The organism is Latilactobacillus parafuchuensis, assembly GCF_055271665.1.
Window position 1 is genome coordinate 41,676 of record NZ_CM143875.1, and the last position, 23,694, is coordinate 65,369.

The 23,694-nt window shown below is 40.1% G+C and carries 28 protein-coding genes and 1 tRNA gene; 12 read left to right on the forward strand and 17 right to left on the reverse strand.

Translation table 11 applies throughout. The annotated features are described in order from the left end of the window. Positions 1–9: 9 nt before the first annotated feature. The 7 genes from ACVPPQ_RS00320 to ACVPPQ_RS00350 all read left to right on the forward strand — a co-directional run bounded on the left by ACVPPQ_RS00320 (position 10) and on the right by ACVPPQ_RS00350 (position 5,751). A complete protein-coding gene (locus ACVPPQ_RS00320; protein WP_463494890.1) occupies positions 10–468 on the forward strand; it encodes an ImmA/IrrE family metallo-endopeptidase in 459 nt (152 codons plus the stop codon). 25 nt (positions 469–493) lie between these two features. After that, positions 494–1,381 carry a hypothetical protein gene (locus ACVPPQ_RS00325; RefSeq protein ID WP_463494892.1) on the forward strand — a complete coding sequence of 296 codons (888 nt, stop codon included), beginning with the start codon at positions 494–496 and terminating at the stop codon, positions 1,379–1,381. A gap of 68 nt (positions 1,382–1,449) precedes the next feature. Beyond that, positions 1,450–2,367, forward strand: a complete 918-nt coding sequence (locus ACVPPQ_RS00330) for a toxin Cry1Ac domain D-VI-related protein (RefSeq protein ID WP_463494894.1) — start codon at positions 1,450–1,452, stop codon at positions 2,365–2,367. An 80-nt stretch (positions 2,368–2,447) separates the two neighbouring features. After that, positions 2,448–3,341, forward strand: coding sequence for a hypothetical protein (locus ACVPPQ_RS00335; protein ID WP_463494896.1), 894 nt, complete (start codon positions 2,448–2,450; stop codon positions 3,339–3,341). Between the two features lie 13 nt (positions 3,342–3,354). After that, positions 3,355–3,690 carry an STAS-like domain-containing protein gene (locus ACVPPQ_RS00340; protein ID WP_463494898.1) on the forward strand — a complete coding sequence of 112 codons (336 nt, stop codon included), beginning with the start codon at positions 3,355–3,357 and terminating at the stop codon, positions 3,688–3,690. After that, complete coding sequence (locus tag ACVPPQ_RS00345; protein ID WP_463494900.1) at positions 3,683–4,213, forward strand: PIN domain-containing protein; 531 nt, start codon at positions 3,683–3,685, stop codon at positions 4,211–4,213. The genes ACVPPQ_RS00340 and ACVPPQ_RS00345 overlap by 8 nt, the downstream gene beginning before the upstream one ends. A gap of 113 nt (positions 4,214–4,326) precedes the next feature. After that, the gene (locus ACVPPQ_RS00350) at positions 4,327–5,751 is read left to right on the forward strand and encodes a recombinase family protein (RefSeq protein ID WP_463494902.1); all 1,425 of its coding nucleotides are present in this window, start codon (positions 4,327–4,329) and stop codon (positions 5,749–5,751) included. A 52-nt stretch (positions 5,752–5,803) separates the two neighbouring features. Here ACVPPQ_RS00350 and ACVPPQ_RS00355 read toward each other — a convergent pair whose 3' ends face one another. The 6 genes from ACVPPQ_RS00355 to ACVPPQ_RS00380 form a co-directional block, all read right to left on the reverse strand. After that, positions 5,804–6,814 (reverse strand): type II secretion system F family protein, encoded by a 1,011-nt coding sequence (locus tag ACVPPQ_RS00355; RefSeq protein WP_463494904.1) that lies wholly within the window; start codon positions 6,812–6,814, stop codon positions 5,804–5,806. Then, the gene (gene comGA / locus ACVPPQ_RS00360; protein WP_463494906.1) at positions 6,804–7,685 is read right to left on the reverse strand and encodes a competence type IV pilus ATPase ComGA; all 882 of its coding nucleotides are present in this window, start codon (positions 7,683–7,685) and stop codon (positions 6,804–6,806) included. The genes ACVPPQ_RS00355 and comGA overlap by 11 nt, the downstream gene beginning before the upstream one ends. A 100-nt stretch (positions 7,686–7,785) precedes the next feature. Beyond that, on the reverse strand, positions 7,786–8,517 hold the full coding sequence (locus ACVPPQ_RS00365) for a YebC/PmpR family DNA-binding transcriptional regulator (RefSeq protein ID WP_463494908.1): 732 nt from the start codon (positions 8,515–8,517) through the stop codon (positions 7,786–7,788). A 97-nt stretch (positions 8,518–8,614) separates the two neighbouring features. Further along, positions 8,615–9,115 carry a VanZ family protein gene (locus ACVPPQ_RS00370; RefSeq protein ID WP_463494910.1) on the reverse strand — a complete coding sequence of 167 codons (501 nt, stop codon included), beginning with the start codon at positions 9,113–9,115 and terminating at the stop codon, positions 8,615–8,617. 113 nt (positions 9,116–9,228) lie between these two features. Continuing rightward, positions 9,229–9,301, reverse strand: a tRNA-Ala gene (locus ACVPPQ_RS00375). Between the two features lie 52 nt (positions 9,302–9,353). Continuing rightward, positions 9,354–9,728: a hypothetical protein gene (locus tag ACVPPQ_RS00380; protein ID WP_463494912.1), complete on the reverse strand. Its 375-nt coding sequence runs from the start codon at positions 9,726–9,728 to the stop codon at positions 9,354–9,356. Between the two features lie 192 nt (positions 9,729–9,920). On the opposite strand from ACVPPQ_RS00380, the gene ACVPPQ_RS00385 reads away from it, so the two are divergent. Beyond that, positions 9,921–10,160: a cytochrome b5 domain-containing protein gene (locus ACVPPQ_RS00385; protein ID WP_463494914.1), complete on the forward strand. Its 240-nt coding sequence runs from the start codon at positions 9,921–9,923 to the stop codon at positions 10,158–10,160. A gap of 72 nt (positions 10,161–10,232) precedes the next feature. On the opposite strand, the gene ACVPPQ_RS00390 is transcribed toward ACVPPQ_RS00385, so the two are convergent. After that, entirely contained in the window at positions 10,233–11,246 is a 1,014-nt protein-coding gene (locus ACVPPQ_RS00390; protein WP_463494916.1) for a YeiH family protein, read from the reverse strand. A gap of 110 nt (positions 11,247–11,356) precedes the next feature. On the opposite strand from ACVPPQ_RS00390, the gene ACVPPQ_RS00395 reads away from it, so the two are divergent. Next, positions 11,357–12,184: a LysR substrate-binding domain-containing protein gene (locus ACVPPQ_RS00395; RefSeq protein ID WP_463494918.1), complete on the forward strand. Its 828-nt coding sequence runs from the start codon at positions 11,357–11,359 to the stop codon at positions 12,182–12,184. An 11-nt stretch (positions 12,185–12,195) separates the two neighbouring features. Then, positions 12,196–13,512 (forward strand): MATE family efflux transporter, encoded by a 1,317-nt coding sequence (locus ACVPPQ_RS00400; protein WP_463494920.1) that lies wholly within the window; start codon positions 12,196–12,198, stop codon positions 13,510–13,512. 61 nt (positions 13,513–13,573) lie between these two features. On the opposite strand, the gene ACVPPQ_RS00405 is transcribed toward ACVPPQ_RS00400, so the two are convergent. Genes ACVPPQ_RS00405 through ACVPPQ_RS00415 form a run of 3 tightly spaced genes read right to left on the reverse strand, consistent with a single transcriptional unit; the run spans position 13,574 to position 17,124 of the window. Beyond that, positions 13,574–15,358 (reverse strand): glycerophosphoryl diester phosphodiesterase membrane domain-containing protein, encoded by a 1,785-nt coding sequence (locus ACVPPQ_RS00405; protein ID WP_463494922.1) that lies wholly within the window; start codon positions 15,356–15,358, stop codon positions 13,574–13,576. A 24-nt stretch (positions 15,359–15,382) separates the two neighbouring features. Beyond that, positions 15,383–16,195: an alpha/beta hydrolase gene (locus tag ACVPPQ_RS00410; protein WP_463494924.1), complete on the reverse strand. Its 813-nt coding sequence runs from the start codon at positions 16,193–16,195 to the stop codon at positions 15,383–15,385. 20 nt (positions 16,196–16,215) lie between these two features. After that, positions 16,216–17,124, reverse strand: a complete 909-nt coding sequence (locus ACVPPQ_RS00415; RefSeq protein WP_463494926.1) for an RluA family pseudouridine synthase — start codon at positions 17,122–17,124, stop codon at positions 16,216–16,218. Positions 17,125–17,338: 214 nt separating this feature from the next. Between ACVPPQ_RS00415 and ACVPPQ_RS00420 the strand changes: the two genes are divergently transcribed. Next, positions 17,339–17,896 carry an NADPH-dependent FMN reductase gene (locus ACVPPQ_RS00420; protein ID WP_463494928.1) on the forward strand — a complete coding sequence of 186 codons (558 nt, stop codon included), beginning with the start codon at positions 17,339–17,341 and terminating at the stop codon, positions 17,894–17,896. A 193-nt stretch (positions 17,897–18,089) separates the two neighbouring features. Beyond that, on the forward strand, positions 18,090–18,392 hold the full coding sequence (locus ACVPPQ_RS00425) for a hypothetical protein (RefSeq protein WP_463494929.1): 303 nt from the start codon (positions 18,090–18,092) through the stop codon (positions 18,390–18,392). Between the two features lie 73 nt (positions 18,393–18,465). Here ACVPPQ_RS00425 and ACVPPQ_RS00430 read toward each other — a convergent pair whose 3' ends face one another. The 7 genes from ACVPPQ_RS00430 to ACVPPQ_RS00460 form a co-directional block, all read right to left on the reverse strand. After that, a complete protein-coding gene (locus ACVPPQ_RS00430) occupies positions 18,466–18,642 on the reverse strand; it encodes a hypothetical protein (RefSeq protein ID WP_463494931.1) in 177 nt (58 codons plus the stop codon). Next, positions 18,642–19,331 carry an NAD(P)H-dependent oxidoreductase gene (locus ACVPPQ_RS00435; protein ID WP_463494933.1) on the reverse strand — a complete coding sequence of 230 codons (690 nt, stop codon included), beginning with the start codon at positions 19,329–19,331 and terminating at the stop codon, positions 18,642–18,644. The genes ACVPPQ_RS00430 and ACVPPQ_RS00435 overlap by 1 nt, the downstream gene beginning before the upstream one ends. Positions 19,332–19,388: 57 nt before the next feature. Next, entirely contained in the window at positions 19,389–20,732 is a 1,344-nt protein-coding gene (gene glnA, locus ACVPPQ_RS00440; RefSeq protein ID WP_463494935.1) for a type I glutamate--ammonia ligase, read from the reverse strand. Between the two features lie 15 nt (positions 20,733–20,747). After that, positions 20,748–21,119: a MerR family transcriptional regulator gene (locus tag ACVPPQ_RS00445; RefSeq protein ID WP_463494937.1), complete on the reverse strand. Its 372-nt coding sequence runs from the start codon at positions 21,117–21,119 to the stop codon at positions 20,748–20,750. 132 nt (positions 21,120–21,251) lie between these two features. Further along, on the reverse strand, positions 21,252–22,103 hold the full coding sequence (locus ACVPPQ_RS00450; protein WP_463494939.1) for an aldo/keto reductase: 852 nt from the start codon (positions 22,101–22,103) through the stop codon (positions 21,252–21,254). A 68-nt stretch (positions 22,104–22,171) separates the two neighbouring features. Beyond that, positions 22,172–22,714, reverse strand: a complete 543-nt coding sequence (locus ACVPPQ_RS00455; protein ID WP_463494941.1) for a DNA-3-methyladenine glycosylase I — start codon at positions 22,712–22,714, stop codon at positions 22,172–22,174. Beyond that, positions 22,714–23,565 (reverse strand): helix-turn-helix transcriptional regulator, encoded by an 852-nt coding sequence (locus tag ACVPPQ_RS00460; protein WP_463494943.1) that lies wholly within the window; start codon positions 23,563–23,565, stop codon positions 22,714–22,716. Before ACVPPQ_RS00460 ends, ACVPPQ_RS00455 begins: the two co-directional genes overlap by 1 nt. Positions 23,566–23,694 lie beyond the last annotated feature (129 nt).

Here is a 23,694-nt window from a genome sequence, read left to right on the forward strand (position 1 = left end):
TGAATTCTTATGGACAAGCTCGATACACTAGCAGCTGATATTGAAAATAAATATTCTATAGAATATAAAAAAGATATGCCTGATAAATTAGATGGACTATGCGTCGGGAGAACAATTTTCATCAACGCAAATAAACCTGGCCAAATACAAGCCCAAGCATTGGCGGAAGAATTTGCTCATCAGGAAACATCTATTGGTAATATTATTAATTTAAACGCTCTGGAAAACAGCAAACAAGAATGCAAAGCTCGAAGAATCTCTTATGAATCCATTATTCCGTTGAAGTCCTTAATCAAGGCATATTGGCAATCAACCAATGAATATGAGTTGGCAGATAATTTAGACGTTACTAACGAGTTCTTGGAGGATGCATTAAATTATTACAAATCTAAATTTGATGGTGTTATTGAATTCGATAATCAATTAATTAACTTTGCCAATGGCATACAAATAGTTGGCGTGGGTTAGCAAAAAGCTTAAGGTCCAAATACTGATGACTTTAAAAGCCGTAGATGTACATAAAGGAGTTCTTAAAGTGATTAACAAATGTGCCATCTGCCATAACGACTTAATATCAAAAAGCAAAACAAGATTAGTCGATGATATTTTAATTTGCCAAAATTGCACTCAGGATATTTCTAATGACTTAAACATAAAAAGAAATGAAATAAATGACCTTGCATTTCTCTACCTAAAGAATAAATATAAAGAAAATGATTCAAATATATTTATGCGTTATCCAGAGAATGAACAAGATGACCTAACTGAATTCAAATACAAAAAGGCCCCCAATAAATTTTGGAAAGGCGATTCCACTTCTGGTTTTACACTTGGTCTTTTCGTCGGTGTAATTGTCGGTTTAATTAATATGATTTTTATTCACATCCCCTTTATGGGGAGCATACTCTTTATATGTATTTGGCTTTTCGTCGGTACCAATCCCAGTGCTGGAACTACTATATCAAAATGGCTTAGCACTAATTCGAAACCCAACACATCTAGTTTTTCAGCCGTAGATTCAAAACAGTACAGTTCTGAACCTAAAATAAAACATCATTGGGGTGATCTATACTGTCCGCGCTGTAAATCTTCTAACATTCAACTAATTGGCGAACAAGTAAACGTTAAATCAACTAAGAGTAAAACAACTTCAAAAACAAGAATTACTCCAAATTTAAATCCTTTGCACCCACTAACAATTGCAAATACTAAAACTAAATATAAAACCACTACTAAAGTTAAGAAAAAGAAATCTGGCGCAAAGATAGCTGCCGCCGTTATGACCGGCGGTACGTCAATGATGGTTACAGGTGGTTTAAAAAGTAATAAAACTAAGCGATACCATTGTTTGGATTGCGGCAATGTATTTAAAAAGAAATAACCCACTCTGGTGAGACGCTAGGATCGATTCACAGTTAGGGATTTACTATGTATTTCGTCCAAATACTGATGACAATAAAAGCTGTACATAACTTTGGAGGGGTTTATATGAATACACTTTTCGGAATCATTATGGTTTTTTCTTTTTTTGCCATTCCCTATTATGGCATTCGAAGAACTTTAACAAAAAAGAGTAAACCTGATGTTTACTTGAAGATTAAAAAAAGGATTTGGTATGCTACTGCTATACTTGTTGTCAGTTTCATTGGGGTCTCTGCAACACAATCGCCAACAAAAGCTACCACTAAACACAGTCAGAGCGCTAAAGTAACTCATCCCAAAAAATCAGAGGCATCAAAGAAACTTGATGACGCACGATTAAACGTTGATGGGCTTTTCTCTGATTCAAAGCACACTAAATTGATCAAGGGTATATCACACAAAGATATTAAAAGCGTCTCTAAGGATGTTGATGCGCTCAAAGATTCAAAAGCCAAAGATAAACTTAAAAAAGATGTTTTGAAAGCTGAAAAGCTATGGGTTGCTCTTAAAGAAAAGAGAAAACGTGAATCGGCTAGTGCGTCTTCAAAATCAGCTAGTGAAAGTCGCGAAAAAGCTGCTGAATCAAGTAAAGCTGAAGAAGCAAAAAAAACATCAGAATCTTTAGCCGCAAGCGAATCGGCTGCAAAGGCTAGTTCGGAATCTGCACAACGTGTTGCTGAGTCGAATTCAATTGCAGAAAGCAACGCCGCTGCTCAAGCTGCTGCAGAAAGTACCCGACAAGCAAGCGCAAACGCTGCTGCTCAGGCCGCATCTGCTCAAACTGCCGCTGCTACCAACAATGCCCCTGCATCTACTAACAACACCACTGGTATCCGTTGGGCCGTTGAAGACGGTTATACTTGGCAAACACGAAAAGGACATTCCCGTAGATTATCCCCTGGCGAACCTCTTCCTGCTGGGTACCATTATCAAACCGGAAATTAAGTATCTTCCCCACTCTGGTGAGTTCAGCTGCGTTCGATTCGTGGCTGGGGAATTGTATCAATGAAAGGATGTGACATAATTTGCAAGCGACAATAGTTTTCCCAAAAGAAATAACTGCCGATTATCTTACTTTTAATAAAATTATTGAGCAGCTTAATTCTTTAGATGTTGAAAAATCGGATGAGGTTATTCTAGATCTTTCCTCAACTGTATGGATAACAGCGGAGTTATGTACGTTTATCGGAGCTGTTATTAGCATCCTACTATCTTCAAAAAAAATAGTTATGCTACAAGATCCCGCACCAAAAGTTAAAAAAATACTACAGAAAAATGGATTCTATGAGTACTATGGACTAGATACAAAACTAACAGATAACTTTGAAACCACTATTCCTTTCAGAAAGTTCTTAATCGATGACGGTAGTGTAATGGTAGAAGATATCGACTCTTACTTAGGAGAAAACTTTTTTTCCAAAATAGAAGACTTAATCCATCTGGATTCAATTAAAACTATCGAAGAAGATATACTAGAAGTAGCTCATAATGTTCTTGAACACTCTAAGAGTAATGAGTTGTTTATGTGCGGCCAGTATTATCCAAGAAAAGAACTTCTTACTTTCACCATGGCAGATAGGGGTATCTCAATTCCTAGTAATGTTAAAAAATTTTTAACAAAAACAAAACCCTCCGATGTCGACTGTATTGCTTGGTCAGTTAAGGAAGGCACTTCTACAAAACATGTTCCTTATGGCGGATTAGGCCTCTTTGATCTGACTAGTAGCCTGTTAAAAAAAGGAAAGGTTATTATTATTTCAGGGGATGGTTTTTGGCAGATGAACAGTTTTGGAGATATAGAGAAAATTCAATTAACAAATAAGTATGAAGGAACCATCACGTATCTCGAGTTTAATTTAAAAGACTTTGCTGAGAGTCAAGTGTATAATGAAACTACAACAACTGAATTTATTTTTTAAGGAGGAAATTACTATGAAAATTATCCCAGTAAAAGATGTCATAGGTACTCCAAACGCTTCTAGTAAAGAATTAGCTCCAAAGGTTTACCAACTTATATCAGAATCTATAGATCAAAAAGAAAAAGTAATTATCGATTTTTCAAATATTAAAACATTGACAACGGCTTTTGTAAATGTTGCTATCGGACAGCTCTATACAAAATATGCAAAATCCGTCCTTAATGAATACATTTTGTTCAACGCTAACGAGTTAACAGAAACACAACGTTCTAAAATAACAGAAGTCATGAAGAATACTAAATCTAAATTATCTCAAGATAAAATAGACGAGGTAACCTTGCATGGGTAAAATTGTAGATTTAAAAAAAGGATATCCTGAAACAAAAAAAGGAATACTAGTAGATACAAATATTTGGCTCTACTTATTCGGTCCTAAAAATGGGGATAACGATCATGGTTATGGAGAGTTTTTACAATATTCGTTAGACCATGGAATTAATCTTTACCTAACCCCTTTTATTATTTCAGAATTTATAAATCGTACCGTTCGTCTTGAATTTGCTGAATTTCTTGCTGATTCTGATACTGACTCTTCGGACATATCCTATAAAAGGGATTTTAGACCAACAGACAGATATAATGAAATCTATAAAAAGTCATTAGACGTTGTTAAAGATGAAATACTAACTGATAGTAATCTATTAATCCCAACAAACTCAATTACAGTTTCTTCCTTAGATAACCCTCATATGCTAGATTTCAATGACGAAACAATTATTCGAACAGCTATTGATAATAATCTAAATATCGCAACTCACGATCGGGATTATTACACTTTTTCAAATAAAGATCTAACTATTTATACCAGATAAAACTTGTTAATATCATGTTAGCAAGTTTTTTTACAGCAGCAAAAGAACATACGTTTGCATATTGTCTATTCAATTGCAACTAGTTTTAGTGAATTATGGAGGATTATAACTTTATGAAAGTTGGTATCTATGTACGTGTCTCAACGTTAGAACAGGCTACTGAGGGCTATTCTATTCAAGAACAGACGGATAAATTGAAAAAGTATTGTGATGTTAAGGAATGGTCAGTCGGCGAGGTTTACACAGACCCGGGTTTTTCAGGTTCAAGCTTAAATCGACCGGGCATGCAGAAGCTTATTGGCGATGTTGAGCAGCAGAAAATTGATGCTGTTTTAGTCTATAAGCTAGATCGGTTGTCTCGGTCTCAAAAAGATACTCTCTATTTAATCGAAGACGTATTTTTAGAGTACAACGTTCACTTTGTATCGTTAAATGAAAATTTTGATACATCCACGCCATTTGGACGGGCATCTATCGGTATGATGTCCGTTTTCGCACAACTCGAACGTGAACAGATTACTGAGCGTATGCAGATGGGTAAAGTTGGACGTGCTAAGGCCGGATATTTCCACGGCGGCGGTGTTATTCCCCATGGCTACATTTATTCCGACGGTCAACTCATTGCTGATGAAAAAGAATCAAAAATAATTAATTATATCTACGATCAATATTTAAGCGGCTGGGGAGTTCAATCAATTGCTAAACAACTTAACGAGAAGCATATTACTGCCAAAAGAGCCGTTAAATGGTCGCATAAAGTCATACTTGAAATTCTATGTAATAATTTATATATCGGTAAAATTAAGTGGAAAAATGAAACTTACGACGGGCTACATGCCCCTATTATTTCTGATGATAAATTTTATAAAGCGCAGGAATTAATGGCTAAGCGTAAAACCATGGCTGTTAAAGTAAATCAACAACCTTTTAAATCAAAATATATGCTAACTGGAATCTGCTACTGCGCAGTTTGTGGCGCTCGAATGTTTACGATTAAATCCTATTCGACTAAAAATAGAAAATATATACGTAAATACGGATGCTACTCGCAATCATCTGTTGAACACATGATTAAAGATCCAAACTGCGATAATGACAAGTACGATGGATTAGAACTTGAATCATATGTACTACAACGCATCAAGAAGCTCTCTATGAACCCTAAAACTTTGAATAGAATAAGTGAGAGCAAAAAAGCTATCGTTTCACCAGCGGGCACAAAATCGCAAATTAAAGATACCGAAGAACAAATTGAAAGGCTGCTTGATCTATATCAAAACGGCGCAATAACTTATACAAAAATCGAAAAACGAATTGAGCAACTAAACTCTCAAAAAGATTCACTAAATGAGCAGCTAAAAAAACTTGAATCAGAAAAATTGAATAAAAGTTCTTCCGACAAAATATTAAAGATGCTTTCTAATGCAACAGACGTAATTGAAAGCAAAGATTACGACGCTCAAAAAAGATTGGTCCACGCACTTATTCAGAAAGTAACTCTAAAACATGATAAGATCACTATTAAATGGAATTTCTAAAAATATTCATGGAGTTCCATTTCAATCAAAGTAAACGCTTTCTTTTGACGAATCATGTAATACCCTCCATTGTTTGATATAACGGTAATAAAATACTTAAATACGTACAGATAATAATTAAACCGATTAGTATAAATAAGATTGGTTGTAGCCAACTCAACTGGCGCTTTAAATGCGTTTGCAACCCCTCATATTTAATATTCGCTAAAACTTCAACTTCCTTCGCTAATTGTGCAGGTGGGTTTCCTTTAGTTAAGAGCAACCGTAGTTCCACTGGATAAAAACGAGATTGTGCTAAATGAGTGAGTAAAGAATTTCCAGCTGCTAAGTCAATCTCCAGACGGTTCATTAACGCGACTAACCATGATTTGGTCTCTAATTTTTGCATGAGCCGGCCCATTTCATTTAACGTCAGTCCATTACGCAAACAGGTCGCCAAATCAAATATGAGATAGTATTGATAATATTGTTGCAACACCGGCCCGATAAATGGTAGTTTAAAGCGCCATTCGATTTGGCCCAATATTGATAAATGCCGACAATAAAAATGACCTGCGAAGTAAATCAAAAGACCAATCACAACCACAAAAATACAGCTCAAAAAAAGATATGTGACTGGTAAAACACCCGTTGCTGTTTGGTTTAATGCTTTAATTTCTGGTAATAAGTAAAAACGCAATAGACTGATTAAACTCAATAAAAAGAGCAATAGAAAAACCGGATAGGCTAATAATCCTAATAATTCCTGACGACGTTTTTGCCGAATTTGCTGCAAGTGGCCTAAATGGCTTAAACAAAGCCCCATCTGACCTTGTAATTCGGTCAATTCAATTTGAGCAGTCACATTGGCACTAAATCCCACCCCTTTTAAACTTTGTGCCAAGTTATTCCCCGCCTCTAATTGTTGGCTAATCTGCTTTAAGAGACTCGTCTGTTTGGGGAAAACCGCTGGTAAAAACTGAAAGGCTTGTTTTAATGAGAAACCATTCTGTAATAATTGACCCAGCATTGTTAATAATTCGGATTGAAAATTGGCTAGTTGGTAACGCTGCTTAATTCTCATTGCTAATCCCCAAATCATTAGCCGTTAATATCTCATATTGCGCTGCCAGTTGATGCTGTTGATTAAACTGTAATGATTGGTAAGCAACACTGGTTAAACAAGCCGCCAATTGTGTATATTCAACGCCTAGATTGAGCAATCGTTGAACCACCCCTTGCGCATCTCGCGCATGAATCGTACTTAATACCAAATGACCACTTAACGCAGCGGTCACCGCGTGTTGAGCCGTTGATAAATCACGAATCTCCCCGATAATCAATATGTCAGGTCGTAGGCGTAAACTAATCTTTAACAGCGTCTCATAACTCAATCCCGCCTCCGGATTAACTTGTAATTGTAAAAATTCAGGTTGTTTAATTTCAATCGGATCTTCAATCGTCACGACCATTCGTTCAGCCATTACCTTTTCGGCAAGATAGTAAAGACTCGTTGTTTTACCTGAACCAGTCGGTCCGGCAAATAAAATGAGCCCCGATTGTTGAACGGCTTTTTCCAATTGTTGTAACTGACTGGCCTGTACACACCGATAAGTCGTTAACAATGGGTAAATAAAGCGAACCACTAGACTCTCTCGATTCAAAAAATCGCCAATCGTCGCTAACCTTAAATAAACTACCTCTTGGTCCACCGTTATTTCAGTTCGACCAGTTTGTGGCCGTCGATTTTCACTAATGTCCATCCCCGCAAGGTACTTCAAGCGGTTGATCAGCTTTTCACCCACCACTTTATCAACCGGCTCTCGCTTTACGAGTCCGGTTGCCCGCCGTTCCGCCAATTGCCAACCGTCAACAGTCGGTCGAAAATACAAATCTTGAGCTCGCTGCTGGCAACAATCAATCAACAGCGATTGTAAAACATCTTGAATTGCCATTTTGTAACCTCCCTCCTATCTTCAATTACGCAATCGCTTCAAAAATTTCGACAACAAAAAAAGATTAACGAAATTAACCGTTAATCTTTCATCAATACTATTATTCAGCGTCTGGTAGTTCACCAGCCGTATAAACATCTTGAACATCATCATTGTCTTCTAACGCATCAATCATGTGTTCGAATTGTTCCACTTTATCTTCGGCAACGGGTGTCGTATTTTGTGGAATCATCGTTAATTCAGCATTTGCTAATGTATATTTCTTTTCTAAGATATCACGCACTTTGGCTAATTCTTTAGCATCTGTATAGATTTCAAAAACATCTGCTGATGTTTGTAAATCATCAGCACCGGCTTCAAGAATATCATCAAACATTTGATCTTCATCAACATCTAAGCCTTCGCGGGCAATGGCAATGTACCCAAGACGGTCAAACATGTAAGCTACTGAACCAGAAGCGCCCATCGTCCCACCATTACGGGTAAAGGCAATACGAACTTCAGAACTGGTCCGGTTTTTATTATCAGTTAACGCGTGAACTAAGACAGCCACGCCACCTGGTGCGTAACCTTCATAAGTAATTTCATCATAATGAGCGCCATCGCTACCTTCAGCTTTGTCCAATGCCCGTTTAATATTATCCTTAGGCATGTTTGCTGCGCGGGCCTTATCCATAATTAAACGTAATGAAGCGTTAGAACTTGGGTCAGGACCACCACTTCTCGCGGCCATGAAAAGCTCACGAGATAATTTTTGGAAAATTTTGCCCCGTTTTGCATCTTGTGCATTTTTGCGGCCTTGAATATTATGCCATTTTGAATGTCCTGACATATCTAACTCCCCTTTTCGTTTATAGATTGAATTACTTGACTCTTTTAGACGAATACTATGATAGCAAATTCACACGCTAAAAGCAATCACACTAAGGTTATCGCCTTTTTTTCAAGTGGCATAACCGTTCGATGATTAAAAATAACACGATACCGGTCAATGCGCCGACACTGTCTAACATCACATCTTGAAATAGTGGTGTCCGATCGCCGGTTAACATTTGGTGAAATTCGTCAGTGGCCGCATAACCAGTCGTGGCTAACCAACTGAAAATCACCGCTAAACCGGCACCCGTCAATCGTGGTCGCAGTCCCAGATAACTAAACAAGCCTAATAGGAAATAAGTCCCAAAATGGGCCCCTTTACGGACAAAAAATTCAACAAATTTAAAATAACCACTGACTTTGATACTTTGTTCACTACCCGCATACTGAAATGAAAATTGACTCAACCAACTTTTTAACGGTTGTGCGTGCAATAATCGTTCTAGTAGCGGTACCGACGTTTGTTCATGATACGTCATTGATGAACTGTAAAATAAAACAGCCATCATCACGAACGCTAATATTAAAAACCAATCGCTTTTTCGTTTAAACAATTATTTTGCCACCTTATCCTCTAAAATACGTTATCGTTAGTATGCCGAATTTACAATTGAACTGCAAATAAAAAAGTCAGCAAATTAATTTGCTGGCTTTTCGAAAACTGTGATGGATCCAACCAGATTCGAACTGGCGACCTCCTACTTGCGGAGCAGGCGCTCTCCCAACTGAGCTATGGACCCAAGTGCTTACAGAAATAGTTTAGCACTTTTTGATAAAATAACAAGAGAAATTTTAATGGTGGGATGTTCGGAGATTACCGGGGCGCTTGCCACCCTTAATCGTCCGATGTTTAAAACTCGTATGTTCTTGATTGGCAATGTATTCAAAATGTTGCATTTTACCCGCATATGGTTTGCCGCTCAAACGAATTTTAAGCCAGTCCTGCATGACAGTAATCATCACCTGTAATTTTTTGAGTTGTTCTGGATTGTCGCTTTTTTGCACTTCAGCTAACACGTCATCGGTTAAATAAAGGGTTAGTTTTTGGTGATAGGCAATCAATTCATCCGTTAAATTTGCTTGATTATATTGATTAAATAATTTTTGAACGAAACGCATGGCGTCTTTAACGTTTTGGGGTTGATAAAAACGATCTTGTTCTGACATTAAACAACCTTCTTTCGACTTGTAGTATAGCGGATTTTTAAGTCGGCAACAACTGGAAAAGCTTTTTTGATGCCACAGATTTACGACTAGCTGATACAAAAAAACAATTACTCCACACACAACTTAATTGTTGTTAATTAATTATAAAAGCGCTATATTAATAGCAACAGTTTCCAACAGGAGGTTTTTAGGATGAACGACACTATTTTTAATCAAGAAACGCTCGCCCAATTTAACGGGCAAGATGGTCAACCGGCCTACGTTGCAGTTGACGGAATCGTCTATGACTTATCTGCAATTGGTCCCTGGGCCGGCGGTAAACACTATAAAGGTTTAAAAGCGGGTCAGGATTTAACTGACTTTTTTGCAAATTCACATCACACGCCCAAGACATTGAAGAGCGTGCCACAGGTCGGGACCTATCAAGCCTAATCAATCATGATTAATCAAAAAAGCAACGGCGTCTCCTAATTCATACGGGAGGCGCCGTTGCTTTTTTTCAATTTAGAATAAAACGGTAATTAAGATAATCGCTAAGACAACTTGGACACCAACAATTCCGCCAGCGTAAGCCATCAATTGTTTGCCTTGGCTGAATAATTTCTTCAAGTTTAAGCGCAAGCCAATCGCTGCCAAAGCGGTTGTTTCACACCAAGTACTCAAGAAGTGGCAAAAATCACCAAAACCATTTGGCAAGAAACGCAAGCTATTTAAAATACAAAACGCAAGGAATCCTAAGACGTACCAAGGCACTAAACTACTCTTCTTCGCTAATAATTGTTGACTCAATTTAACATCACTCGTTTTGGTTTGTTGTTTCTGATGTAAATAACCAAACGTACTGACGACAAAAACTAAACAAATAATCCGTAGAATCTTAAATAAAGTCGCGGTCACGACGGTCGATTGGTTGACCATCGTGGCACTGGCGACGACTTGCCCAACAGATTGCACGGTGCCACCGATTAAAATCCCGCGTAACTGGTCATTCCCGTGCCATAAAAGTGTTCCGATGACTGGCAAAATTAACATCAGAACGGTCCCCATCAAATTGACCATCGTGATGGCAATTCCAGTTTCTTCGTTGTCGGCTTCAACGACCGGGGCAATTGCACCAATTGCTGACGAACCACAGACCGCGTTGCCCCCGGCCATCAATAGATAGGTCCCTTCGCTGAATTGCAGTCTTTTACCAAACCAAATCGCAAAACCAATCGTACAACTCATTTGGATTGCGGTGAACAACACCCCGTTCCAACCGATTTGTTGAATACTCTGAAACGTAATCGTCGCACCTAATAAGAACACGGAATATTCCAATAATTTCTTTTCAGAAAACTTAGTGCCAGCCGCTAAGACCGGTTGTTTGAGGCAAGTATTGCCTAAAATAATCCCGATAAATAACGCAACTGTCGCGCCGCCTAACATCGGTAACCACCATTTAGCAATTACATAACTGATAATCGCAATCGCTAATGATAGCGCAAATCCTGGTAAATTCTGCAACACTTTTTTCATCTGTTCAAACTCCTCTGTTAATCAATAACTTAACTATACCGAAAAGCTTTCAATTAATAAAATAAATCTTTATAATAGTTGTTATTAAAATAATTAATGGAAGTGGTTAAATGCTGAAAGCCCTCGAAATTTTTAAAACCGTTTATGAAACCAAAAACTTCACCACTGCCGCCCAACTCTTATTTTTATCCCAACCAACTGTTTCGGTTCAAATCAAACAACTTGAGGCGACTTTAGGGGTCACGCTCTTTGAACGCAATGGGCGCCAACAAATTAGTCCGACGCCGAGCGCTGATTTATTCTACCAACAAGCACAACACCTATTGGATTTGTGGCAACAAGACTTACAAGCCCTGCAAGCACCCCTGACCCATCAACCGATTCCTTGTCGGATTGCGGCTTCACACACCACCGGTATGTACCTGCTACCCGCACTATTACAACGCCATCAAACTGATTTAACCGGCCTCGCACTCGAAATCAGCACTTTAAATTCTTCCCAAATTGTCGAACAACTGACCCAACATAAATTAGATTTTGGTTTTATCGAAAAACCATTAACTGAGAATCATTTAATTCGGACCACGCTGCAATCCGACCAACTCGTTTTAGCGGGCCAACCTGACCAACCTTGGTTATTACGTGAGGAAGGTTCCGGAGTTTATCATTACACGATGAACTACTTAAAAGAAAATAATTTAACATTAACGCAAACGATGACTGTTAAAAGTAACGCAATCATCGTACAATTATTACGACAAGGTGTTGGTCAATCACTGATTTCCAGTACAGCACTCCTTGATTATCCAGAAATTGCTTACCAGCCACTTTCCAAACAGTATCAACGTCAGTTCTACCTAGTTGCCCGCAAAGAACTGCCAACGCCAATCCAGCACCTCATTACACGGTTGCAGGCAACCCCACTACCAATTGAATAGGAGTGTTACTTTTGACAAATTCACCAACAATTAAAAAAGAACTAACGGGTTACATCGTCCGCGATGTGTTTAGTTCACTTGGCTTATCGATCTATATCTTAGCCGATACCTATTTCATCGCCTTTGCGGTTGGGCCGATTGGTTTAGCCGCATTGAACATTGATTTACCCGTCTTCAACTTATTCAATGGCCTTGGTTTAATGCTCGGCATCGGGGGCGCAACGATTTTCTCCATTAACAAAGTCCGTCATCCTGAAAGAAGTCAAAAAATTTTCACTGAAGTCCTAACCTTTGGTATCTTGTTAGGCCTACTTATTATGATCATTGGCTTAGTCTTTATTCGACCGCTATTACATTTGCTAGGCGCCAATCATGAAACGATGGCCCCCGCACTGACTTATTTACGGATTATTCTAATTGGTAGTCCCCTATTCATCATCAATAATCTGGTTTTAAGTTTTATTCGAAATGACAGCAATCCACATCTCACGATGATTGCGACCCTTTCACAAAGTTTATTCGTGATTGTCTTTGATTACATTTTGATGTTTCCATTACACATGGGCATGTTAGGCGCGGCTTTAGCGACAATCTGTTCCCCATTGGTTAGTCTGCTAATTCTAACGCACCACCGTCATCATCCCGAACGCTTATTAACCTTAAAAAAATTAGACTTAAATCTAAAACCAACCTTCACCGCCATTCATTTGGGCTTCCCGTCATTTCTAACTGAAATGAGTACTGGCGTCAGCATCTTTGTCTTTAACCTCGTGATTTTACATTTAGCCGGCAATTATGCGGTCGCGGCTTACGGGATTATCGCGAACATCTTGATTGTCGGGTTATCCTTATTTAACGGCGTTGCGGTTGGTGTTCAACCGATTGTCAGTCGTGAGTTTGGTAAACGGAATTATTCTAACGTCCGGACGAGTCTGCGGATTGGTCTCGCTTCAGCCTTTGGCATTGCAATTTGCTTATACCTAGTTTTAATCCTCTTCAAACAACCGATTATTGCCCTCTTTAATCACGAACAAAATCAATTATTGGTTAAATTCGCTTCAGCCGGGATTCCGTTAATCTTTATCAGTTTCTTTTTCTCGAGTCTCAATATCGTCAATAACCTCTTCATGACCGCCATCGCACAACCGCGACTGTCATTCTTCGTCGCCATTATGCGGGGCTATATCGTCTTAATCAGTAGCGTCTTGATTCTCGCTAGTTTATTCGGTTTAACCGGTGTCTGGCTTAGTGTTCCACTAACTGAATTCTTAATTCTAATCATCGGCGGATTGATTAGTCATAGTCTCCTCAATAATTTAACCGCCTAAATAACAAAGCAAAAGCGGCTAATCCGTCATCGGATTAGCCGCTTTTTAGTACGCTATTTTTTTAGATTTGACTAGCCGGCATATCAATCATGTAATTAAATAAGCGCATCGTATACGTATTGGCTTTAAAATTCGCTTTAATTTCAGTGTTCAACGTCCCTAATTGGTCGGTAATAATCCCGTCCACGTTTTTCAGCATTAATTGATCCATATCATCTGTATCGTTGACCGTCCAAGCCAGCACCTTTTTATGTTGGGCGTGTACATCATCGATAAACGTATCATTCAAAGTTGTATATTCCATCGTGAAATAATTAGCCGTGGTTTTTGGCACGCCAACGAGATTAAACGACAGAATATAACTCGCCCCGACTTTAGGCATATAATGCCGACTCTGTTGAACTAAGTCATAATCCAACGAATGGATCAAATCGCCATTTTTAAGAATGTCGGTCCCATACTGGATTGCAAATCGCTTAACGAATCCCTTGGTCATCGCTGGCGTTTTTTTAAATTCAATTAATAATTTCTGATGAGCTTGCCGAGCCGCTTGATAATAGTCATCAAAACTAACGATTTTAGCCGAATAGCCATTTTCGTGCACCGTTATTTTTTGAAGTTGCGCTAGCGTTAAGTTGCTGGGCGACTGATTGATTCCCGCTAGATGTTTTAAATTTTCATCATGCAATACGACGAATTGGTGGTCTTTTGTTTCTTGAACATCCATTTCAACGTAATCCGGTTTTTTCCGGGCCGTCTTTTGTAATGCCGGAATCGAATTTTGGACCCCATTGCCGTTATCAACCCCACGGTGAGAAATGGTCATCGGTTGTTGGGCTAAGAAGCCTTGAAAATAAAGAACACTATATCCAATAAACAAAAAACCTGTGACGACGAAAAATCCGACCCAAAGGCCTTGTTTTAAGCGATAATGCCCCCGATTAACAATGGCAAAATTAGGAGATTGTTGTTCAACTTCCGATAACATTAACAACGCAATCATGCTCGTTCCGTAAATACTGGCTAAGACACTAATCACTTGGGTTAAACTCAAATTAATGATGGCCCCACTAAGCGCACCGGCGTGCCAATAATGATCCAATCCCGATTGAATCGCTAACAAACCACCGAACGATAGCCCAACGACGACCAATACCGCTAAACCAACCGTCATAATGTAGCGCGCATAACCCCAACTGTGGTGTGTCGTCTTAGCCCAGCTCAAGCGCATGGCTTGGCGAATCGGTTGTTGTTCCAGAATCATTAACGGTAGGACAAATAACCACCGTAAACCCAAATATAAAATGAGCAGATACAAGATGGCCACTAATCCGGCCAACACCGGATGTTCACTAATTAACCAATCCAAAATGAAGCGGGGAATTTTGACCTTACTTAATAATTGACTGTTAAAGCCAATTTGACTAAACGGTAAAATGATTAAAAAATATAAGCTAAAAAACCCGATTGCGCTAATTGGCAATTGTCTGATTTGGCCAACCGCCATCTTCATTTCGGTCCCAAACGTTACCGTCTGTCGATGACGAACATGATAAAAGCCCAATAATAACAACGTAAATTGGGTGAAAATCAACGCTAAGATAAGCCCCAAAATGACTAATAAAGCTAACATCACCCACGGTTGTTGTTTTAATAACTGACCCAAATTAGTGTAAGAGACGTATTTAACCCGACCTAAATTTAAAATCGTATTCGCTAACAGATTAAGCACTGGCACACAGATTAAACCGATCAATAATTCAATCGTCAAAACGACCTTGCCGTATTGCCACCAATGATGCCAAAAATGGGTGTTCTGGTGTTTAAATAATTGGAATGCTTTCATCTCACTAATCCCCTTTGCATTAGCTTAAATTGGTGTCTCGCGGTTAATCATCACCCGCTTGACGAACCAGATAATCGTCTGATTATCGATGAGTTCCGTATGGGCCGCTTGTGGGTCATTGGTCATTAACGTCGTAAAATGAGCGACCTGATTCGTAAATATTTGGCGCCCCGCTAAAACACTACCAATTGGTACAATGCCATCGCTATCCGCCTCAACAATATTGCCTAACGAAAAAACGGTCAACTGCTTCGATAATTTTTGCCGATCTGCCAATAAGCTTTTTAACATCGCACTTTTTTGACTCGCCTTTGGATTTAAATCATTATATGGTGTGCCAATCGTCATCAGCCGCTTAAGAGCTGTCCGGTGACTGTCCTGTTCGGCGAACTGCGTTAACACTAATCCCCCATTGGAATAACCAACACCATCAAATTGTTTAAAATGATACCGTTTCTCAAGTTGCCGCAAGGTCGTCTTAAACAACGCCGTTTGAAGCGCAATATTCTGATCACCATCGGCATTATTGACAAACGCAACCACCATCAGCGGTTTTTTATCACCTGATTTCAGTTTTCCGGTCACCTTCAAATCACCATTATCGGCGACCGTTATTTTTAAAATACTGTGTTGTCTATTCCGATTCAACGTCTGCAACATCCGATTATAACTTTCTTGCGTCCCGCTAGAACCCGGCACAAAAATCAGTGGCCGATTCGGCCGATTCGTCGTCTTTTCGGAAGCCACTGTTAACTGCTTGACGGGCCAGACGTTCCCAATCACCCCACCAATCAGCAGACAAATCAGACCCACTACTATTATTTTCCAATGTTTCATCCAATCGCCCCTTGCTGCTACTAATTTACTAAATCTGCTAGTTGTACCGTAGCTGGCAATACGGCTTGAATCACTTCTGGAATTGGTGCGTTAAAACACTTGGTTTGTTGTGTAAATGGATCTAGGAAACTTAATTGATACGCGTGTAACGCTTGACGCTCAATCCCTAAATCAAGCGGTCCGCCATATAATTGATCGCCTAATAGCGGATGCCCTAAATCGCTGAAATGGACCCGAATTTGGTGCGTCCGGCCCGTATGAATTTGAACTTTGACAGCGGTACGATCATTACTTTCTCCTAACAACCAATAACTCGTCCGCGCCGATTGACCAGTTGCCAATACTTGGCGCCGAATTTCAGTAGCCACTCGGCCAATTGGTGCGTTGATTTCACCTTGTGTGGCTAATCCGTTGCCCGCGACCACCGCTAAATAAAGTTTCTGTAATTGATGATTTTCAATTTGCGGTTGCAATAAACTCTGGGCAACTTGGTGTTTCCCAACTAAGACCACCCCACTTGTGTCGTAATCTAAACGGGTGATAATATGCGGCACTAAATTTTGGGCACCTTGTTGTTGCCAATAACCTTTAATCCGGTTCAACAACGTATCAGTCTGGTTAGTCGGCCCTGGAATCGTCGAGAGTCCGGCTGGTTTATCGACCACTAACCAGTACTCATCTTCATAGATTACGCTCAGTGGGCCATGGCTGATGATGACGGACTCGTCTGCCGGTTCTGCAGGTAGCTGCAAACTAACCCAATCCCCAACTTGAACGACACTGTCAGGCGTCACTTTTTTTTGATTCAAATAAAGCGGTAACTGTAACGCTTTAATTTTAGTGTATAGTCGCTGACTGATACCCTGGCCCAATAAAAACTGTTTAAAACTCCGCTGTTGCCCGGCTTGCACTTGCCATTTGATTTTCATGTTGTCAGCTCCAATAATTAATTGATCGATTAGCTTTATTATACGGGTAGTCTCACTCACAATTCAAATCTGTTCGCTTAAAAGTCGTTTTATTTGCATAAGTCCCTTCACCTTTATATGCTGAAAGTATAAGTATCATTAGTTGCATCTAAAAAGTTGCGTGCTATACTAAAGGTACTTACAAAAAATAAGTTAAATTACTGGAGGTTTTTATATGTCAAAAAATATCGCTGTTTTAGTCGGAAGTTTACGCAAAGGCTCATTTAGTAAGGCTGTTGCTAAGAATTTAAGCAAACTTTTCCCCGCTGATTTCAATTTAGAAGTGATCGAAATTGGCGATCTCCCTTTATATAATCAAGATTACGACGATCTTGACCAAGTCCCCGCAGCTTACACCACGTTTAGAAATAAGATGAAGACGATGGACGCCGTTTTGTTCGTCACACCAGAATATAATCGTTCAGTCCCCGCCGTTTTGAAAAACGCTTTAGACGTTGGTTCACGCCCTTATGGTGCCAGTGTTTGGGATAACAAACCCGCTGAAATCGTCAGCGTCTCACCTGGTGCCATCAGTGGCTTTGGTGCCAACCATCACTTACGTCAATCACTTGTTTTCTTGAACATGCCAACGGTTCAACAACCAGAAGCTTATATCGGTAACGTCATGAATTTATTAGACGACAACGGTGATGTAACTAACCCAGACACGATTGGTTTCTTCCAAGCTATCGTGGATGCCTTTGTCGCTTTAATCAAACGCTATACTGATTAAATAATTATTAATCCAACCGTCGATTAACATTCGACGGTTTTTTTGTGCATACAAATTAAATTTAATTTTAATTCAAACGATTCATATGGTATACTAACCAACGTGTTTATGTCCATTTAGATATATTTATAATCATTTTATGTCAGGATAGATATAAAAACAGACTATATTATTTTTTGGAGGAATTTTTATTATGGCAAAGAAACAATATTCACTAACTTTAATTGGCCTCGGTTTAGCAGTATTAGGTTTTCTTTTTTCTCTTCCAATAGAAACTGGATTAGGCCTTATTATCCCATTGCTACTTGAAATAGCAGGATTTGTTCTATCGATCATCGGAACGGTTAAGAAGGACCATAGAAAATTAGCGATTACCGGAATCGTTGTAACTACTTTATTACTGCTTATCTTCATACTAGCGGCTATTGGTGCTCATAAAGAAGCTGAACAAAAACAATACCAAGAAGAGCATCCAATTTCATCTTTACTGCAATAATAAATTTTGTACCATTCAAAAATAGCCATAGTAAAATCGAAATTCGATCTTACTATGGCTATTTTTACGATGATTACCATTTTGTTGCGTTCCAAATGCGGCCGTCTAATTCACCTTGGCGTTGTTCAATTCGTTGTGCTAGTTCATGACTGACTTGACCGAGTGCCTGATAAAAAGCTTGATCTTCATAAGTGGTGGCTTGGCGTTGTAATTGCTGAATCTGTTGTTGTAACCAATTTTCTTCAGTCATTAGCCTTCACCCTCTTCTTGCCGAATCATTTGAACTTGCCAGTTCAAATCGGTTAACAACTCACTTTGTTCCATTAATTGTTCCCCGATTAAAGCCAACTGTTGTCGTTGCGTTTCATCTTCAGTCGCCGCTTGTCGTTGGGCTAATTGTGTTTGAAACCAAGCGACTTTATCCGTTAGCGTAAAGGTATTCTGACTGAGATAACGTTGGTAGTCAACGACCAATAACTGTTTAGCCGTTTCAGACCAATAACCCAGTTGGTGAATCACGAGTGGCGTTAAATAAGTCATCCCTAGTTTCCGTGCAACCAGCTCATAGGGTCGTAAAATTTCTGACATGGTCGCTTGTTCGCTCCCACCAGCTTGAAAATGTTTCGCGGCGATGCCCGTTGACACGACCAGCCCACATTCTTTACCTGCTAACGGTTGGCTCCCGTTAAACGCAAACTCGCCGGTTAAGACGCTATCCAACCAATTTTTTAAACTGGCCGGCGCCGCGTACCAATAAAGCGGGAATTGGAGGATAATCCGGTCGTGCGCCTTGAGTTGGGCTTGTTCGAAAGCCACGTCTAAGGTTGCTGGCAAAACGTGCCAAGTGACCTCTTCCAGTCCGGTACAACTGGCTTTTAAAAAGTTTTGAACCATTGAATTTTCAATTTCTGGGTGACTGACAAGCACTAATGTTTTCATTGAATAAACTTCCTTTACTTAAAAGTTCATTGTACAAAAAACACTCACAAATTGCGACTAATAAAGCTCTAGGTATTGTTCACGTTCCCATTCAGACACTTGTTGGCGGTAAGCCGCCCATTCGAGTGATTTAGAATCCATGAAACTTTGATAGAGATAAGGCCCCATTGAATCCTTAATGATTTGATCACTCGCTAATTCTTTCAACGCATTGTGCAAGGTCGAAGGTAAATCGGTGATGTGGCTTTGTTTCCGTTCCGTTTCGTCCATGCTGTAGATGTTGCGGTCAACACCCGCATCAGGTGATAATTTCTGTTCCAAGCCTGACAAGCCAGCCGCTAAGATTGCACTGATAGCTAAGTATGGGTTAGCGCTTGGATCAACACTCCGGAGTTCCAAACGGGTTGATAAACCGCGTGATTGGGGTACTCGAATCAATGGTGAACGGTTATGACCTGACCAAGCGACGTAAACGGGCGCTTCAAAACCAGGGACTAATCGTTTGTACGAATTAACCGTTGGATTGTTGATGGCGGTAATCGCGCGCGCGTGGTGTAATAAACCGGCTAAGAAATAATAAGCCGTTTCAGAAAGTTGTTCCTTGCCATTTTCATCAAAGAACGCATTTTGACCCTCTTCAGTAAAGAGCGACATGTTGATGTGCATCCCAGAACCGTTGACCCCATGGAGTGGCTTGGGCATGAACGTCGCGTGCAACCCGTGTTTACGAGCAATCGTTTTAACGACTAACTTAAAGGTTTGAATGTTATCGGCCGCATCGACGGCATCGGCATATTTGAAATCAATTTCATGTTGACCAGGTGCGACTTCATGATGGCTGGCTTCAACTTCAAAGCCCATTTTTTCAAGTTCCAAAACAATATCACGGCGACAGTTTTCGCCTAAATCAACTGGGGCAAAATCGAAATAGCCCCCTTGATCGTTTAATTTTAACGTTGGTTTGCCAAATTCATCTAATTTGAATAAGAAAAATTCAGGTTCGGGTCCAATGTTGAAATCTTTAAAGCCCTTTGCTTGCATATCGCGGACTAATTTTTTTAAATTGTTGCGGGGATCGCCTAAGAATGGTTCACCAGCTGCGGTGTAAACTGAACAAATTAATCGGGCAACTTTGCCGTGTTCAGCTTCCCATGGGAAAATTAACCAAGTACTTAAATCTGGCCGTAAATACATATCACTTTCTTCGATTCGCACAAAACCGTCGATTGAAGAACCATCAAACATCATTTTGTTGCTCAACACTTTATCTAATTGACTAATCGGAACTTCCACATTCTTAATAATGCCGTTGATATCCGTGAACATTAATCTCAAAAATTTAACGTTTTCTGTTTCTACTAATTGCTTGATAGTGGCTGCTGCCAATACTTTACGTGCCATTAATCCGATCGCCCCTTAATATAATTTAGATGATTGTGAAATCGCTGACCGTTGTCCAACTAAACCGCTAACCGACAATAATTCTTGGGCCAGTAGCTGACGGGTTTGTGTGTCTGACAATTCAGGTTGCTGCCGTTTTTGCGCTTGTTTCTGATAGATTTGTTGAATTTGGGCGATAGTCGCCCCTTCCGCTAAATAATCTTTAAGTTCTAACAAACGATCGACATCGTTTAATGAAAAGAGTCGTTGGTGTCCCGCGGTCCGTTCCGGTAAAACGAGTTGTTGTGCTTCGTAATACCGAATTTGGCGCGCCGTTTGACCCGTTAATTTCATCACGGTCCCGATTGGTAACACCGCTAAATTACGTCTGAGTTGTTTTTCAGCCATTGATTTCACCTCACTTGCGTTTTATCATAACAGTCACTTTTAATCCGGTCAACATTTGATGTTAGGTTTTCTAACATCAGTTTAAAATAAAAAAGAATTCGAACCCCTTTAAGGTTCAAATTCTTTTGGCTTCTAATCTGCTAATCGACTTAATTGATCAAATTCAGCAGGCGTTAAAACAATTTCTTGCGCGGCAATGTTGGCCTTTAAATGCGCAATATTACGTGTGCCTGGAATCGGCAAAATGACGTCGGAACGCTGTAATAACCAAGCCAACGCAATTTGAGCCGGTTGGGCTTGGTGGGCCTTAGCGATTTGCATCAAGATGCCATTTTCATCAGTTGCTAACTTACCGGTTGCTAGTGGGTACCACGGAATAAACGCAATCCCTTGTTCGTCAGCATAATTCAAAACGTCTTCATCCTGGCGATCAATTAAATTGTAACGATTTTGAACCGAGACAATCGGCGTGATTGCTTGGGCTTGTTTCAATTCAGCAACCGACACTTGTGATAGCCCGATATGTTTAATCTTGCCTTCTTGTTGCATATCAGCTAAAACACCGATTTGTGCTTCCAATGAGACCGCGGGATCAATCCGGTGCAATTGCAATAAATCGATTGATTTTAAACCTAATGACCATAAATTCAACTCTACTTGTTGGCGTAGATATTCGGGCCGACCGACAACCGTCCATTCTTCGGGTCCTTGGCGGGTAAAACCAACCTTGGTCGCAATCAGCTTATGTGGTCCTTGATAGGTTTTAAGGGCTTCTTTTAAATATAGATTTGCAAAAAACGGGCCGTAAGAATCCGCCGTATCGATAAAATTAACATCGCTCGCTAAGACCGCTTGCATCACAGCCACCGCTTGTTGCGGATCTTCAGAAGGTCCCCAAACCCCTCTACCAGGCAATTGCATCGTACCATATCCCAAACGGTTGACGACTAATTCTGAATCAAATTGAAATGTTTTTGCTGTCATTTAAAAACCACCTTTCATCTACTAGCTTGATTATCGCGCAATCTAAATTAACCCACAACTAATAACCCTTAGTCGTCCGCAACTTGTAACAAGCCGCCGGCAAGCATCATCATGTGCGTCACAACTGGTCCGACAAACTTGAACCCGCGTTTTTTTAATGCCTTCGCTAATTGCGTACTGATTGGCGCTGACCGCTCAGTCACTCCAGGATCACTCATGAGTAACAGTTGCGGTTGTCCACCAACAAAATCCCATAGAAATTCGGAGAAACTAACGCCGGTCGCCTGAATGGCTAAAATCGCCTGCGCATTTTGAATCACCGCTCGAATCTTACGTGGATTGCGAATCAGCCGTTCGTCTTGCTGCAGTCGTTCGACATCGCCTTCATCGAACTGCGCGACTTCTTCAATTGACATCCCCGCAAAAACAGCGCGATAAACGGGTAACTTACTGGCCGCTGCTTGCCAACTCAAGCCGACTTGAAAGACGCCGACTGTTAATAATTCAAACCAGAGATGATCATCATCCGTCAGCGTTCCAAAATAGGCTTGATAAGCTTGCACCCCATCTGGATTCGTTTCAAATTGTTGTTGCGCTGATAACTCAACCATTACATGACTCCCTGTTCTTGATAAGGTTTTGGATAAGCCGCTTGTTCTGCAAGCCGTTGATAGTTATTTTCAAAATAATCAAAACAAGTCGCACTGGACTGTTCTTGAATCATTGGCAAAATTGTCATCGGATCATAAATATGAATCCCCTTTTGACCTGCAACTCGCTTGAGAACTTTTGCTAATTGCTGATAATCTTGATTAATCAGATAAAAAGGGGCTGTTTGATACTTGGTTTGCACCGTCAATAGGGCCCGGTAACTATAGCCAAAACCTGGCGCCGGCACCCCACCACCAGCAAAAGCGCCTAACGTTCGAATAATCGTATAGGTCACCGTTTGTATCTGCGTGTCATCAATCGTTTTTAAAGTTTGATATGCCCCTAATTTCAACTCATCAGTCCGCTTAATCAGAACCGAATCTGCGGTTAATTCTATCAAGTACGGTGACCGGACTTGGCGCCACAACTGCGGATACCGTTGTTGGCCAATCCCAAAGACAACATCCGTCAACGTTAAGCCAAATTGAGCGGTTAAATCAGGATAGAATCGTTGCTGGTTGGCTAATACTAATTGAAAATCAGTCGGCTTTGTTGTTGGCCGATCGCTTAATTTCTGCTTTAGACGCGTCCACCACGCAGTTCTACCTGACACTGTTTCAACTTGGACCAACTCATTGAGACTTACCTGATAAATCTGCGCCAATTGAATTAATAAACTTAATTCTGGTTGGCTACGATCCGTCTCCCATTTTGAAATCGTTTGGCGCGAAACATTTAACCTCTCAGCCAACGTTTGTTGTGAATAATTCGCTTGTACCCGTAACGCTTGCAACCGTTCACCAATTAACATCCTAACCACCTCCAACTCTAGCTTGCCCATCTAAGGCATCAATTCACTAGCAACGGTTCGGTGCTTTTAGGAAAAGCGTTGCTACGATTCGTTGCAATCCCATCATAGCACGCTTTCTACATCAAAAAA